The organism is Streptomyces sp. NPDC037083 (assembly GCF_055606485.1).
This window is the reverse complement of record NZ_JBVJSQ010000005.1, coordinates 103,339-118,824: the sequence shown is the minus strand read 5'-3', so window position 1 is coordinate 118,824 and position 15,486 is coordinate 103,339. Positions and strand designations below refer to the sequence as shown.

Sequence of the window (15,486 nt, the reverse complement as noted above, 5' to 3'; positions counted from 1 at the left end):
GATGGTGACGTTCGCGCAGGCGCAGGAGCGCGCCGAAGAGTGGATCAACGGGGATGTGCCGGCGTATCAGCACCGTGAGGTGCGGGTGCGGGAGTTCGAGCTCGGGTTCGTGGTGTGGGCCGAGGACCGTGCGGAGGGGCCGCGTTCGGACGGGGGTGCGCAGCGGCTGGTGATCGCCCGGGACAGCGGGGAGGCCACGTTGTGGCCGGCGGTGCCGGTGGGTGAGGTGATCCGTCGGTACGAGGAGGAGTACGGCCGTCCCGACGCGCCCGAGGATGCGGCGCCGGCGCCTGCGGCGCGGGTGGATCTGAATCAGACGTCGTTCTTGTTGTCGCCGCCGGAGTGGTTGCAGGAGGCGGCGGACAAGCTGGGCATCGCGGACCGGCGGGACGCGGGTGCGGGTGACGGCGGGGCCGGTTCGGCTGCGGGCTCGGGTTCCGGTTCGGGTTCGGGTGCGGGAGCCTCCGTCGGCGCCGGCGGCCCGGTGGCCGTGCCCGGCGGTGATCCTGCGCTTCCGCGGACGCAGGGCGGGGTGCCCGGGAGCGGGCTGCCCGAGACGCAGGGCGGGGTTCCCGCGGGTGCGGGCGCGGCCTCTGCGGCCGCCGCTCCGGCGGGGCCGGCCGCTCCCGCGGGCGCGACACCGTGGGCGGGGACGGACACCAACGCGGACGCGGGCGACGATCGTTCCGTTCCGCTGCCCGCGACCGTGTTCGCGCCTCCGCTGAGCGGTTCCGACGACGAGGCGGGGCCGCCTTCGGCGGCGCCGGACGCGAAGACGGCGCTGATGTCCGGCGGCAGCCGGCTCCCGCCCACCGCGGTCGCGCCCGCGCTCGACCCTTCGGGCCCGGGTGGCCCCGGTGGTGCGGGTGGTGCCGGCGGCCAGGGCGGCCCCGGTGGTGCTTCGGGCGGGCCTGGGGCGCAGGGCGCGCCGGGTGCGCCGTCCGGTCCGGCTGGTTCGTCGTACGGCTATCCGCAGGGGGCCGGTGCGCCCGGGGGACCGGGGACTCCGCCGCCGGGCGCGGGTGCCGTCCATCCTCCCGCCGCTCCGGGTGGGCCGGGTGGGCCGGGCGGACCGGCGCGAGGGCTCGCGCCGAACGCCGGTGACATCGCCGACGCCGCGACCAGCAAGGCCGCGCCGCCGCCGCGTCGTGCCCGTGGCGGAGGGGCGACGCCGCCGCCTCCGCCCGGCGCGCCGGGAGCGCCGGGTGCCCGTCCGGGCGGTACGCCGCCGCCCGCGTCCTCCGGCCCGGGTGCGCCGGGCACTCCGGCGGGCGGTTACGTTCCCACGCAGCTGGTGTCGGCCCTGGGCCCCGACGGGCCCGGGGGACCGGGTGCACCTGGCGGACCCGCCGGTCCCGGCGCGCCGCAGCCGCCCGGGCCGCCCGGTGCGCCGAACCCGCCCGCCGGGCCGAACCCGCCCGGGGGCACGCCTCCCGGCGGCGTACACCACGCCGCGACCATGCTCGCCGACCCCGGTCGGATGGGCCCGGGTGCGGGGGCGCCGCAGCCGCCGGGCGCCCCGGGTGTGCCCGGCGCCCCGGCTGCCCCAGGTGCACCGCAGCCTCCCGGCGCTCCCGGCGGTCCGGGCCCGCACGGCTCGGCGGGGGGCGGGCAGGGCGCCGCCCACCAGGCTCGGACGGTGCTGGCCGGGCCCTCGCAGGGCGGTCCTGGTGCGCCTCCGCCGCCGCACGCCCCGGGTGCGCCCGGCGCGCCCGCGTTCCCGGGCGCCCCAGGTGGTCCGGGCATGGCCCAGGGTGCCCCCGGCATGGCTCCGGGGGGTCCGGGGATGGCTCCGGGGGGTCCTCAGCCGCCGATGCCGCCGGGTGCGATGCCGCCGCCGGGCGGGCCGGTGCCCGGGCAGCCGCAGGCGTACGGGTATCCGCAGCAGCAGGGGCTGCCGATCGTCGGCCCGGGTTATCAGGCGGTGCTGCGCTACCGCGCGCAGGACGGTTCCGAGCAGCAGCTGATCCGGCGTTCGGCGCCGGGGACGCCGCATCCGGAGTGGCAGATCTTCCACGAGCTGCGGGCGATGAACGTGCCGCCGGACCAGGTGCTGGAGCTGCACACGGAGCTGGAGTCGTGCGAGCTGCCGGGGGCGTACTGCGCGCGGATGATCCGGGAGCAGTGGCCGCAGGCGAGGATCACGAGCATCGCGCCGTACGGCACGGATCACTCGAGCCGGCAGCAGGGCATGCAGCAGTTGCTGGCGCACCAGGGCGAGTTGCACCAGGTGGCGGACGGGCCGGCGCGTCCGGGGCCCGTTCGTGCGCCGTTGCCGCCGGTGCAGCCCGTGCCGCCGGTTCCGCCGGAGGCGGTCGGGCAGGAGCTGGCGGCGGTGTTCGGGCCGGCCGTGTTCCGGTTCGAGCAGGCGGCGGTGTCGCGGCAGGGTGTGCCGCCGGTGGTGGCGCACACGCTGGTGGTGGCCGGTCTGCCGGCGGACATGGGGCCGTTCTTCTGGGCGCAGGCGCAGCCGGGGCGGCCGGTGCCGACGCTGGCGGAGCTGGCGGCCGAGCGGGGTGTGCAGCCGGCCCCGGACGCGGGTTCGTACCTGGTCATGGGCAGTGACTTCGGCAAGGCGATCTGCGTGCAGTACGGGACGGCGAACATCGTGGCCGTGCCGGTGGAGGCGGGGCCGGGCGGGGCGTCCGTGCCGCCGCAGTTCGTGAACACGGGGCTGCCGGAGTTCGCGCGTTGTCTGGCGTTGCTCGGGCGGATGTGGCGGCTCAGGTTCGGTCTGAACCAGGAGCAGGCGGGGCGCTGGACCGTCGACTTCCAGGCGCAGTTGGCCGCGCTCGACCCGGCGGCGCTGGGTTCGCCGGAGAGCTGGTGGTCGGTGCTGCTGGAGCAGATGTGGGACGGGCTGCTGTGAGGCGTATGTCCCGCTGACATCTGTGTGTGGAGGGCCGGGCCGGGTCGTGTGACCGGGTCCGGCCCTTTTTCGTGTCCGGGATCGCCCGTGACCGCATTCGGAGTGTCGCGTTATGAACACTTATGCCCGATACATCAAGATATGACCGAAATAATCATTTCGCGTCTGTCTGGTGGAGAGGGGCTAAAGGATGAGCAGTGCACGGGTGCCGTCACCTGGGTTCGCAACCGTTCTCGGACGGGGCTACCGGCCCAAGGAGGTCGAGGCGTACACCGCCGCGCTCTCCGCCGAACGCGACGCCGCCTGGGACCGGGTCGCCCGGCTCACCAGGCTCGTCAAGGAGATGTCGGTGGAGGCCGAGCAGCTGCGTGAGGAGGTGAAAGGGCTCGCGCGGCAGGACTACGACGCCCTCGGAGAGCGTGCACGGCATCTTTTCGAGCTCGTGGAGAAGGAGGCGGCGGACCTGGTCGAGAACGCCCGGCGCGAAGCACAGGAGGAGGTCGCGCAGGCCCAGGCGCGCGCTGTCATGGTGCGCCGGACCGCGCAGGAACAGGCGGACGCGACCCGCGCGGAGGCCGAGGAACACGTCCGGCGGCGGCAGGACGCCGCCAACGCCGAGGCGCACGGGATCCGGGTCCGTGCCCGGCGCGACTTGAAGGACCTGCGCGGCGGCGCACTCGGGGAGCTGCGCGACGTGCGGCGGCGCACCGCCGCCCTGCTCGTCGAACCGAAGAAGGAGCACGCCGAGCGGTTGGCCGCGGCGGAGCGCGAGGCCGCCGAGCGTGCCGCCGCCCTCGACGCGCAGCACGCCCGTGCGATGGCCCGTGCCGAGGAGGCCCTGGCCGAGGCGGAGCGGGAGGTCGCCGAGGCCCAGGAGTCGTCCCGCCGGCGTGAGGAGGAGGCCCAGGCGGTGGCCGCCCAGGTCATCGCCGAGGCCCACCTCCGGGAGGAGCGCGTGGCCCGGGAGACGGAGCGGGTGCTGCGTGAACACGGCGAATGCTGGGACGAGGTGCACGCGCACATGGACCAGGTCCAGGAGAGCCTGAAGGCCCTCACGGGGAGCCCGGCGGAGTGAACGTCCGCCCGGCCCCCCGCCGCGCGGTGGAACGGTGGAGAGGCCGTCAGTTCTCCCTGCGCGCCGCCCCCGCCAGGATCCAGCCCTCCACCGCCTCGTACTCGCGGCGCTGGTCCTGCGCCTTCTGGTGGCCCGAGAGGACCGTGCCCAGCCAGCCGAAGGCGAAGCCGAGGGGAACGGTGACGATGCCGGTGGTGGTGAAGGGGAACCAGTTGAAGTCCGCCTCGGGGAACGCCGCGAGGGCGGAGCCCGAGACGAGGTTCGTGCCCGGCATCAGCACCAGGACGGACACCGTGCCGCCGATGAGCGTGGCGAGGAGACCGGTCCGGGTGTAGCGGCGCCAGAAGAGGCTGTAGACCAGGGCGGGGGCGAGCGCCGAGGCGCCGAGGCAGAAGGAGAGGGTGACCAGGGGCTGGAGGCTGCGGTGCTGGACCTGGGCGGCCAGCAGGATCGTCGGGGCGCCCACGGCCAGGGCGGACAGCCGGGCCAGGAGCATCTCGCGGCGCGGGGTCATCTGCGGGTCGCGGGCGGCGAAGACGTCGTGGGCCAGGGAGTTGGCGCAGGCCAGGATCATGCCGGCCACGGAGGCGAGCACGGTGAGGAAGATCGCCGTCGTGACCGTCGTGAAGAGGAGGGTCTCGGCGGCGGAGACGTCGGCGCCGAAGGCGGCCCGGGAGCCCAGCAGGTAGGCGGTGTTGCCCCGCGGGTCGGCCTGTGCGATCAGCGCGCGTCCCAGGAACGCCGTCGCGCCGAAGCCGACGACCGTGATGATCAGCACGAACAGGGCGACGCCCGACACCGCCCAGGACATCGAGCGGCGCACCTGGCGGGCGCTGGAGGCGGTGTACATGCGCATGGTGATGTGCGGCAGGCAGGCGCCGCCGAGCACGACCGACAGCTGGGTGGTGATCATGTCGAGGCGGGGGTAGGGGCCGTCGGCGAACTCCAGGCCCGAGCGCAGGAAGGCGTCGCCGACCCCGCTGCCCTCGGCCGCCGCGTCGAAGAGGGCGCCGGGATTCCAGTCGAAGCGGTGGAGGACGATCAGGGAGATCGCGGCGCCGGAGCCGAGCAGGGTGACGATCTTCAGCATCTGGATGAGGGCGGTGCCCTTCATGCCGCCGATCGCCGCGTAGCTGATCATCAGCACGCCCATGCAGACGACGCAGCCCGTCTTCACCGAGTCGCCGGAGAACCCGAGGATGAAGGCGATGAGCTGGCCGGTGCCGGCGAGCTGCACGAGCATCATCGGCAGCAGTGCGGCCAGGGTGACCGCGCAGGCCGTGATGCGCACCGCGCGCCCCGGCATCCGGCGGGCCAGCACGTCGCCCATGGTGAACCTGCCCGCGTTGCGCAGGGGTTCGGCCAGCAGGAACATCAGCAGCATCAGGGAGAGCGCGGTGCTGAGGGCGAGGACGACGCCGTCGTAGCCGCACAGGGCGATCACGCCGCCGGTGCCCAGGACGGTGGCCGCGGAGATGTAGTCGCCCGCTATGGCGAGGCCGTTGCGCAGCGGGGAGAGGGAGCGGTAGCCGGTGTAGAACTCGCCGAGGTCGTCGCGGTCGGGGCCGGTCATCACGCACAGCAGCAGCGTGATGGTGGCGACGGCGGTGAACGCCACGAGCGACATGGTCTGCGCGTCGTCGCTGAACTCGGTCATCGTCCGGCTCCCTTGGGGCGGGTCTCCCGGGCGTCCCGCCGGGCGTCGATCTCGGAGAGTCTGCGGATGCGCTCGGCGAGCGGGTCCACGTGGCGGCGGGCGGTGTGCTCGTACAGGACGATCGCCAGCCCCGTGACGGGCAGCTGGATCAGGGCGAGCAGCAGTCCGGCGGGCAGCCCGGGGGCGAGCGTGCCGGTCATCAGGGACGGCGCGAACGCCGACAGGACGAGGAAGACGACGAAGTAGCCGAGCGCGGTGAGCGTGGCCACCCGGCGTTGACGGCGGTAGGCGCCGCGCAGGAGGCGCAGGTCGCTGTGGTGCCCCGCCGGGGCGTGGTGGGAGTTGGGTCGTCGATGCGGCTCGGGCGGTGGGGGCGGCGGCTGCCAGGGGTAGGTGGGGTCGGGGCGTGACGGGTGGTGGTACATCCCGCTCCTTGCATGGCTCGGGTCCGTGGCGGCGGACCGCAGGGAGGTGGGGGGCGAGGGACGCACGCTACTCGGGAGTACGGCGGCTGCGAAGCCTTTTCACCAAACTGGCTGGTCGGTATGCGCTTACTACCCAAAACGTTGCCTGACCTGGGGTGTTACCCGCGTTAACACCACCTTGTGCGGATCCCGTGGACGGTCCGGCGGAGGAACGGGCGGAAGCGGACGGCCTTCGGCGGCGGCCCGGGCCCCCCGGGAGGCGGACCGGTGGCGAGGGCCGCCTGCGTCATCGGTCGCCGGCGTCGCCCGGTCGGTCGCCGGTGTCGCCCAGGACCGGGAACCGTCTCGGCGCCACGCACAGCAGCACCAGGAAGGCGAGCGCCGCCGCGCACGCGGCGCCCAGATAGACGGCGTGCACGGCGCTCGCGATGGCGTGCCGGGTGGCATCCGGCGCGGCGCCGGCGTCGAGAGCGCGGGTGACGGACTCCAGGTCGCCCGCGCCGCCCAGGCGGGCCGCCAGCACCCCGTTGGCCACCGCCCCGAAGACGGCCGCGCCGACCGTCTGGCCCGTCTGCCGGCAGAACAGCACGGACGCCGTCGTCGTCCCCCGTTCCGACCAGCCGACCGTCGACTGCACGCCGACGATGAGCGGAAGCTGGAAGAGGCCCAGCGCGGCGCCGAGCAGCAGCATCAGCGCGGTCGGCTGCCAGGCCCGGCCCGGATACGGCAGCAGCGGGAACGCGAGCAGGATCAGCGTGGCCGCCCCGACGCCCAGCAGCGCGGTGTCGCGGAAGCCGATGCGCCGGTACACGTGCTGGCTGAGGGCGGCGGAGAGGGGCCAGCTCAGGGTCCACACCGACAGGACGAACCCGGCGGTCACCGGCCCGAGGCCCAGCACCGACTGGGCGTACGTCGGCAGGAACACCGTCGGGGCCACCATCAGCAGGCCCAGCGCGCCCAGGGCGAGGTTGACCGCGGCGATCGTCCGGCGCCGCCACACCCAGCCGGGGATGATCGGCTCCGCGGCGCGGCGTTCGACGACCACGACGAGACCGGCCAGCGCCGCCCCTGCGCCGAACAGGGCCAGCGACGGCGCCGACAGCCACGGCCAGGCCACCCCGCCCTGCACCAGCGCGGTCAGCAGCACCCCGCCGCACGCGAACACCGCCAGCGCGCCCGCCCAGTCGACACGCGCGCGTGGCCGCCGTTCCCGCCCGGACTGCCTGTGCGGTTCGTGCAGATGACGGACGATCAGCCACAACGCCACCGCCCCGACGGGCAGGTTGACCAGGAAGATCCAGCGCCAGTCGGCGTAGGCGGCCAGCAGCCCGCCCAGACCGGGCCCCGCGACCGCCGAGAGCGCCCACACCGTGGACAGCTTCGACTGGATCCTCGGACGCTCCTTCAGCGGGTACAGGTCGGCGGCGAGGGTCTGCACGGTGCCCTGCAGCGCCCCGCCGCCCAGGCCCTGCACGACGCGGAACGCGATCAGCGCGCCCATGTTCCAGGCCAGCGCGCACAGCAGCGAGCCGAGCAGGAACAGGGCCGCCCCCACGACCAGCACCGGCTTACGGCCGAAGGTGTCGGAGAGCTTGCCGTAGACCGGCAGGGTGACCGTCACGGCGAGCAGATAGCCGGAGAAGAGCCAGGAGAAGACGGAGAACCCGCCCAGGTCGCCGACGATCTGCGGGACGGCCGTGGAGACGACGGTGGAGTCGAGCGCGGCCAGCGCCATGGAGAGCATGAGCGCGGCGACCACCGCTCCGCGCCGGTGCGCCCGCGCCGGCCGGGCGGCCTCGCGCGCCGCGGGTCTCGTGTCCCCCACCGGATGCCCCCTGCTTCCCCGTGTCCCCGTGCCCCTTGCACCTATCTGCCGGAGGTCAGCTTCCCACTTGACCCTCACGCGACGGGAGGGCACAGCCTGGATGGGCCGCAGGGTGGAGACGACCCCGAGCGCCTCTCCACCCGGCGGTGGACTGCCCCTAGGGGTACCTCCGTACTACGGCTGGGGGAGGGTTCGTACCGGCGGAGGAGGAGACGGGCCCCACCCGCTCCTTAACCTGGCTTTACGCCGTCGACGGGGGTGGACGGGGACCGGCAGGGGGGGCGGTCGACCCCCCTGCCGCGGGGTGGGGTTAACCCCCCGGGAAGACGGGCCCGAGCACCAGCGCGCCGGACCCCCTCCCGCCGACAGACTCTTCGACGCAGCGCTTCACCGCCGGGCAGCACCGAGCACCGTCGCCCGAGGCGCCGCGCAACCGTTCATGACAGACGACATAGGAGATTCACCGTGACTTCGGCTGTGACCATTCCCAGGCACGGGGGCACTGGAGGGCGTACGGCCGTTGCCGCGCGGGCGCGGCAGGTCGTCAAGGCGTACGGGTCCGGGGAGACCCGCGTCGTCGCCCTCGACCACGTCGACGTGGACATCGCCCGCGGTCAGTTCACCGCGATCATGGGCCCCTCGGGGTCCGGCAAGTCCACCCTGATGCACTGCCTCGCCGGTCTCGACACCGTCTCGTCCGGGCAGATCTACCTGGACGAGACCGAGATCACCGGACTGAAGGACAAGAAGCTCACCAAGCTGCGCCGGGACCGGATCGGCTTCATATTCCAGGCGTTCAACCTGCTGCCCACGCTGAACGCGCTCGAGAACATCACGCTGCCGATGGACATCGCCGGCCGCAAGCCCGACAAGGCGTGGCTGAGCCAGGTCGTGGAGACCGTCGGGCTCGCCGACCGCCTCAAGCACCGTCCCACCCAGCTCTCCGGCGGTCAGCAGCAGCGCGTGGCCGTGGCCCGCGCCCTGGCCGCCCGGCCGGAGATCATCTTCGGTGACGAGCCGACCGGAAACCTCGACTCGCGCGCCGGCGCCGAGGTCCTGGGCTTCCTGCGCCGCTCGGTGGACGAGCTGGGCCAGACCATCGTGATGGTCACGCACGACCCGGTGGCCGCCTCCTACGCGGACCGGGTGCTCTACCTCGCCGACGGCCGGATCGTCGACGAGATGTTCAAGCCGACCGCCGAGACCGTCCTGGACCGCATGAAGGACTTCGACGCGCGGGGGCGTACGTCATGACCGTCATGAAGACCTCCCTGCGCAACTTCTTCGCGCACAAGGGACGCATGGCCCTGTCGGCCGTGGCGGTCCTGCTGTCGGTGGCGTTCGTCTGCGGGACGCTCGTGTTCACCGACACGATGAACACCACCTTCGACAAGCTCTTCGCCGCCACCTCCTCCGACGTGACGGTGAGCGCGAAGGGCGCCTCGGACACCGGTGAGACGACCGCCGGCAACGGCAAGCCGCCGGTCATGGCGGCCTCCGTGCTCGACGGCGTACGCAAGGCGCAGGGCGTGAAGTCGGCGGAGGGGGCGGTGTTCTCCAGCGCGGTGACCGTCGTCGACGCCGACAAGGACAGCCTGTCGCCGTCCAGCGGCGCGCCGACCGTCGTCGGCAGCTGGAACGGCAACGAATCCCGCACCATGAAGATCACCGAAGGTGCGGCGCCGAAGGGCTCCGGCCAGGTCATGGTCGACGAGGACACCGCCGACAAGCACCACCTCGAGCTCGGCGACGAGATCGCCGTGATCAGCGCGGTCGGCACGCACGCCGCGAAGATCTCCGGCATCGCCGCCTTCCAGGTCACCAATCCCGGCGCGGCGATCTTCTACCTGGACACCGCGACCGCCCAGAAGGCCCTGGTCGGCGAGTCGAACGTCTACACGAACGTCAACGTCACGGCCGCGGCCGGGGTGAGCGACGCACAGCTGAAGAAGAACGTCACGGCCGCGATCGGCGCCGGCTACAAGGTGCAGACCGCCAAGGAGACCGCCGACGCCAACCGCGAGGACGTGGGCGACTTCCTGAACGTGATGAAGTACGCGATGCTCGGCTTCGCCGGGATCGCCTTCCTCGTCGGCATCTTCCTGATCATCAACACCTTCTCGATGCTGGTCGCGCAGCGCACCCGTGAGATCGGCCTGATGCGGGCGATCGGCTCCAGCCGCAAGCAGGTCAACCGCTCGGTGCTCGTCGAGGCCCTGCTGCTGGGCGTGGTCGGCTCGGTCCTCGGGGTCGGCGCGGGCGTCGGCATCGCCGTCGGCCTGATGAAGCTCATGGGCATGACCGGCATGAACCTGTCCACGGACGACCTGACGGTCGCCTGGACGACCCCGGTGATCGGGATGGTCCTCGGCATCGTCGTCACGGTGCTGGCGGCCTACCTCCCGGCCCGCCGCGCCGGCAAGGTCTCCCCGATGGCCGCGCTGCGCGACGCGGGCGCCCCGGCCGACGCCAAGGCCGGCGCCGTGCGGGCCGTCATCGGTCTGCTGCTCACCGGCACCGGCGGCGCGGGCCTCTACCTCGCCTCCGCCGCCGACAAGGCCGCCGAGGGCTCCCTGTGGCTCGGCCTGGGCGTGGTGTTCAGCCTGATCGGGTTCGTGGTGATCGGCCCGCTCCTCGCGGGAGCGGTCGTCCGGGTGCTCGGCGCGATCCTGCTCAGGGCGTTCGGCCCGGTCGGACGGATGGCGGAGCGCAACGCGCTGCGCAACCCGCGCCGCACGGGCGCCACCGGCGCGGCCCTGATGATCGGCCTCGCGCTGGTCGCCTGTCTGTCGGTGGTCGGCTCCTCCATGGTCGCCTCCGCCACCGAGGAACTCGACAAGAGCGTCGGCACGGACTTCATCATCCAGAGCGACAGCGGTCAGCTCGTGACCCCGCAGGCCGTGCAGGCCATCAAGGCGACGCCGGGCCTGAAGCGGGTCACCGAGTACAGGACCGCCGAGGCGGACTACACCACCCCCGACGGCAAGACGCTCAAGAACACGGACATCACGGCGGCGGACCCGACGTACGCGTCCGACCTGCGCAGGACGACCGTCGCCGGAAAGCTCGCCGACGCCTACCTGCCGGATTCGATGTCCGTGCACGAGAAGTTCGCCGAGGCCCACGGCATCCACGTCGGCTCGAAGATCAAGGTCGCCTTCAAGGACGGCGCCACGGCCCGTCTGACGGTCCGCGCGATCACCAGCAGCGACGACGTCGTCGACCAGGGCGCCAAGTACATCTCCACCGCCACGCTCGCCAAGTACGTGCCGGCCGACAGGATGCCGCTCGACCAGCTGGTCTTCGCCACCGCGAAGGACGGGCAGCAGGACACGGCCTACACGGCCCTGAAGACGGCGCTGCACGGCTACCCGCAGTACACGGTGCGCGACCAGACCGACTACAAGCAGCAGCTGAAGGACCAGATCGGGCAGCTGCTCAACCTGATCTACGGCCTGCTCGCCCTCGCGATCATCGTCGCGGTCCTGGGCGTGGTGAACACCCTGGCCCTGTCGGTGGTGGAGCGCACCAGGGAGATCGGCCTGATGCGGGCGATCGGCCTCTCCCGCCGTCAGCTGCGCCGCATGATCCGCATGGAGTCGGTCGTCATCGCCCTCTTCGGCGCCCTCCTCGGCCTCGGCCTGGGCATGGGCTGGGGCGCCACCGCCCAGCAGCTCCTCGCCCTGCAGGGCCTGAACGTCCTCGAGATCCCCTGGCCGACGATCATCGGGGTGTTCATCGGCTCCGCGTTCGTGGGCCTGTTCGCGGCACTGATCCCGGCGTTCCGCGCGGGCCGCATGAACGTCCTGAACGCCATCGCGACGGACTAGGGCCGCCTGAACCAGCCCGGCGCCGAGAAGAACGGGGGTCTTCTCGGTGCCGGGCTCCTTCGCGTCCCGCGGCCCGCCCCGGCCCACGGGGCGCAGGGGTTTCCACAGCCCCCGGCGAACGTCGGCGCCCCGTCGTACCCTGGACACCCCCCGGCCCGTGACACGCGTCGGGCCCTTCGCGTTGCCCACCCCGGACCCGGTACGCCCGTAACCCGAGAACACGGGACGTACCCGGCCCCTCGGACGGAAAGCCCTCCATGAGCCTGCACGGTCTGCTCGACGCCGTCGTCAAGGACGCCGCCCTCGCGGAAGCCATCCCCGCGGCCGCTGACGGCAACCGCATGCACGTCGACCTGGTCGGCCCCCCGGCGGCCCGCCCCTTCGCGATCGCCGCCCTGGCCCGCGAGACCACCTGCACGGTCCTCGCCGTCACGGCCACCGGCCGCGAGGCCGAGGACCTGGCCGCTGCCCTGCGCTCGCTGCTCCCGCCCGACCGCGTCGTGGAGTACCCCTCCTGGGAGACGCTGCCGCACGAGCGCCTCAGCCCCCGCAGCGACACGGTGGGCCGCCGCCTCGCCGTCCTGCGCCGGCTGGTCCACCCGCGCCCCGACGACCCGGAGACCGGCCCGGTCTCGGTGGTCGTCGCGCCCATCCGGTCGGTGCTCCAGCCGCAGGTCAAGGGCCTCGGCGACCTGGAACCGGTGGCCCTGCGCTCCGGACAGACGGCCGACCTGAACGAGACCGTCGAAGCGCTCGCCGCGGCCGCCTACGCGCGCGTGGAGCTCGTCGAGAAGCGCGGCGAGTTCGCCGTGCGGGGCGGCATCCTCGACGTGTTCCCGCCCACCGAGGAACACCCCCTGCGCGTCGAGTTCTGGGGCGACGACGTCGAGGAGATCCGTTACTTCAAGGTCGCCGACCAGCGCTCCCTCGAAGTCGCCGAGCACGGCCTGTGGGCCCCGCCGTGCCGTGAACTCCTGCTGACGGACGACGTGCGCACACGCGCCCGTGACCTGGCCGAACAGCACCCCGAGCTGGGCGAGCTGCTCGGAAAGATCGCCGAGGGCATCGCCGTCGAGGGCATGGAGTCGCTGGCCCCGGTGCTCGTCGACGACATGGAACTGCTCATCGACGTCCTGCCCAAGGGCGCGATGACCGTCGTCTGCGACCCGGAGCGGGTACGCACGCGTGCCGCCGACCTCGTGGCGACCTCGCAGGAGTTCCTGCAGGCGTCCTGGGCCGCCACGGCCGGCGGCGGGGACGCCCCCATCGACGTCGACGCCGCCTCCCTGTGGTCCATCGCCGACGTCCGCGACCACGCGCGCGAGCTGGACATGATGTGGTGGTCGGTGTCGCCGTTCGCGGCCGACCTGGAGCTGGAGGCGGACACCCTCCAGCTCGGCATGCGCGCCCCCGAGACCTACCGCGGCGACACCGCCAAGGCCCTCGCCGACACCAAGGGCTGGCTGGCCGACGGCTGGCGCGTCGTCTTCGTCACCGAGGCGCACGGCCCCGCCGCCCGCACCGTCGAGGTGCTCGGCGGCGAGGGCGTCGCGGCCCGCCTCGACGCCGACCTGACCGAGCTCGGCCCGTCCGTCGTGCACGTGTCCTGCGGCTCGATCGACTACGGCTTCGTCGACCACGCGCTGCGCCTCGCCGTCCTCACCGAGACCGACCTGTCCGGCCAGAAGGCGGCCGGCAAGGACGGCGCGCGCATGCCCGCGCGCCGCAGGAAGACCATCGACCCGCTCACCCTGGAGGCGGGCGACTACATCGTCCACGAGCAGCACGGCGTGGGCCGCTACATCGAGATGGTGCAGCGCACCGTCCAGGGCGCCACCCGCGAGTACCTCGTCGTGGAGTACGCGCCCGCCAAGCGCGGCCAGCCCGGCGACCGCCTCTACATCCCGACCGACCAGCTCGAGCAGATCACCAAGTACGTCGGCGGCGAGGCCCCCACCCTGCACCGGCTCGGCGGCGCGGACTGGACGAAGACCAAGGCGCGCGCGAAGAAGGCCGTCAAGGAGATCGCCGCCGACCTGATCAAGCTGTACAGCGCGCGGATGGCGGCCCCCGGCCACGCCTTCGGCACGGACACCCCCTGGCAGCGCGAGCTGGAGGACGCCTTCCCCTACGCGGAGACGCCCGACCAGCTCACCACCATCGCCGAGGTCAAGGACGACATGGAGAAGACGGTCCCCATGGACCGTCTGATCTGCGGAGACGTGGGCTACGGCAAGACGGAGATCGCCGTGCGGGCCGCCTTCAAGGCCGTCCAGGACGGCAAGCAGGTCGCCGTCCTCGTGCCGACGACGCTGCTGGTGCAGCAGCACTTCGGCACGTTCGGCGAGCGGTACGCGCAGTTCCCGGTGAACGTCAGAGCCCTCTCCCGCTTCCAGACCGACACGGAGGCCAAGGCCACCCTGGAGGGCCTGCGCGAGGGCTCCGTGGACGTCGTCATCGGCACCCACCGCCTGTTCTCCTCCGAGACGAAGTTCAAGGACCTCGGCCTGGTCATCGTCGACGAGGAGCAGCGCTTCGGCGTGGAGCACAAGGAGCAGCTGAAGAAGCTCCGCGCCAACGTCGACGTCCTGACGATGTCGGCGACCCCGATCCCCAGGACCCTGGAGATGGCGGTGACCGGCATCCGCGAGATGTCGACGATCACCACCCCGCCGGAGGAGCGCCACCCGGTGCTCACCTTCGTCGGCCCCTACGAGCAGAAGCAGATCGGCGCCGCCATCCGCCGCGAACTGCTGCGCGAGGGCCAGGTCTTCTACATCCACAACCGGGTCGAGTCGATCGACCGCGCGGCCGCCCGGCTGCGCGAGATCGTGCCCGAGGCGCGCATCGCCACCGCCCACGGCCAGATGTCGGAGTCGGCGCTGGAACAGGTCGTCGTCGACTTCTGGGAGAAGAAGTTCGACGTGCTCGTCTCGACGACGATCGTCGAGTCCGGCATCGACATCTCCAACGCCAACACGCTGATCGTGGAGCGGGGAGACACCTTCGGCCTGTCCCAGCTGCACCAGCTGCGCGGCCGGGTGGGCCGGGGCAGGGAACGCGGCTACGCGTACTTCCTCTACCCGCCGGAGAAGCCCCTCACCGAGACCGCCCACGAGCGTCTCGCCACGATCGCCCAGCACACGGAGATGGGCGCGGGCATGTACGTGGCGATGAAGGACCTGGAGATCCGCGGCGCGGGCAACCTGCTCGGCGGTGAGCAGTCCGGGCACATCGCGGGCGTCGGCTTCGACCTGTACGTGCGGATGGTCGGCGAGGCCGTCGCGGACTACCGGCGCCAGCTGGAGACCGGCGGGATCGAGGAGGAGCCGCCGCTCGAGGTCAAGATCGAGCTGCCGGTCGACGCGCACGTCCCGCACGACTACGCGCCCGGCGAGCGGCTGCGCCTGCAGGCCTACCGGTCCATCGCCTCCGCCAACTCCGAGGACGACGTCAAGGCCGTCCGCGAGGAACTCGTCGACCGCTACGGCAAGTTGCCCGAGCCGGTGGAGAACCTGCTGCTGGTGGCCGGGCTGCGGATGCTGGCCCGTGCGTGCGGCGTCGGTGAGATCGTGCTGCAGGGCGCCAACATCCGTTTCGCGCCGGTGGAGTTGAGGGAGTCGCAGGAGCTGCGGCTGAAGCGGCTGTACCCGGGGTCGGTCATCAAGCCGGCCGCGCACCAGGTCCTCGTGCCCCGCCCGAAGACGGCGAAGGTCGGCGGCAAGCCGCTGGTCGGCCGCGAACTCCTGGGCTGGGTGGGCGAGTTCCTGGCGTCGGTGCTGGGGTCGTGACGGCGGCGGAGCCG

The 15,486-nt window shown here is 72.9% G+C and carries 8 protein-coding genes; 5 read left to right on the top strand and 3 right to left on the bottom strand.

Translation table 11 applies throughout. The features are described 5' to 3' along the window. Position 1: 1 nt before the first annotated feature. Positions 2 to 2,869 (top strand): SUKH-4 family immunity protein, encoded by a 2,868-nt coding sequence (locus tag ACZ7DE_RS15280; RefSeq protein WP_470761281.1) that lies wholly within the window; start codon positions 2 to 4, stop codon positions 2,867 to 2,869. Positions 2,870 to 3,059: 190 nt separating this feature from the next. Next, positions 3,060 to 3,944, top strand: coding sequence for a DivIVA domain-containing protein (locus ACZ7DE_RS15275; protein WP_470761278.1), 885 nt, complete (start codon positions 3,060 to 3,062; stop codon positions 3,942 to 3,944). A 46-nt stretch (positions 3,945 to 3,990) separates the two neighbouring features. On the opposite strand, the gene ACZ7DE_RS15270 is transcribed toward ACZ7DE_RS15275, so the two are convergent. From ACZ7DE_RS15270 to ACZ7DE_RS15260, 3 genes are all read right to left on the bottom strand, one after another. Next, positions 3,991 to 5,601: a sodium/solute symporter gene (locus ACZ7DE_RS15270; protein ID WP_470761276.1), complete on the bottom strand. Its 1,611-nt coding sequence runs from the start codon at positions 5,599 to 5,601 to the stop codon at positions 3,991 to 3,993. Next, a complete protein-coding gene (locus ACZ7DE_RS15265; RefSeq protein WP_470761274.1) occupies positions 5,598 to 6,026 on the bottom strand; it encodes a DUF485 domain-containing protein in 429 nt (142 codons plus the stop codon). The genes ACZ7DE_RS15270 and ACZ7DE_RS15265 overlap by 4 nt, the downstream gene beginning before the upstream one ends. 286 nt (positions 6,027 to 6,312) lie before the next feature. Further along, complete coding sequence (locus ACZ7DE_RS15260) at positions 6,313 to 7,851, bottom strand: MFS transporter (protein ID WP_470761273.1); 1,539 nt, start codon at positions 7,849 to 7,851, stop codon at positions 6,313 to 6,315. A 465-nt stretch (positions 7,852 to 8,316) separates the two neighbouring features. Here ACZ7DE_RS15260 and ACZ7DE_RS15255 point away from each other — a divergent pair, with 465 nt between their 5' ends. The 3 genes from ACZ7DE_RS15255 (at position 8,317) to mfd (ending at position 15,472) form a co-directional block, all read left to right on the top strand. After that, positions 8,317 to 9,105 (top strand): ABC transporter ATP-binding protein, encoded by a 789-nt coding sequence (locus ACZ7DE_RS15255; RefSeq protein ID WP_470761272.1) that lies wholly within the window; start codon positions 8,317 to 8,319, stop codon positions 9,103 to 9,105. Continuing rightward, on the top strand, positions 9,102 to 11,681 hold the full coding sequence (locus tag ACZ7DE_RS15250; protein WP_470761271.1) for an ABC transporter permease: 2,580 nt from the start codon (positions 9,102 to 9,104) through the stop codon (positions 11,679 to 11,681). The genes ACZ7DE_RS15255 and ACZ7DE_RS15250 overlap by 4 nt, the downstream gene beginning before the upstream one ends. Positions 11,682 to 11,938: 257 nt before the next feature. After that, on the top strand, positions 11,939 to 15,472 hold the full coding sequence (gene mfd, locus ACZ7DE_RS15245; protein ID WP_470761270.1) for a transcription-repair coupling factor: 3,534 nt from the start codon (positions 11,939 to 11,941) through the stop codon (positions 15,470 to 15,472). Positions 15,473 to 15,486: the final 14 nt, after the last annotated feature.

What these genes read in the sequence shown, in the direction of transcription:
- ACZ7DE_RS15280 (WP_470761281.1), top strand. Translation starts at nt 2, where the DNA reads ATGGTGACGTTCGCGCAGGCGCAGGAGCGCGCCGAAGAGTGGATCAAC.
- ACZ7DE_RS15275 (WP_470761278.1), top strand. Translation starts at nt 3,060, where the DNA reads ATGAGCAGTGCACGGGTGCCGTCACCTGGGTTCGCAACCGTTCTCGGA.
- ACZ7DE_RS15270 (WP_470761276.1), bottom strand. Translation starts at nt 5,601, where the DNA reads ATGACCGAGTTCAGCGACGACGCGCAGACCATGTCGCTCGTGGCGTTC.
- ACZ7DE_RS15265 (WP_470761274.1), bottom strand. Translation starts at nt 6,026, where the DNA reads ATGTACCACCACCCGTCACGCCCCGACCCCACCTACCCCTGGCAGCCG.
- ACZ7DE_RS15250 (WP_470761271.1), top strand. Translation starts at nt 9,102, where the DNA reads ATGACCGTCATGAAGACCTCCCTGCGCAACTTCTTCGCGCACAAGGGA.
- mfd (WP_470761270.1), top strand. Translation starts at nt 11,939, where the DNA reads ATGAGCCTGCACGGTCTGCTCGACGCCGTCGTCAAGGACGCCGCCCTC.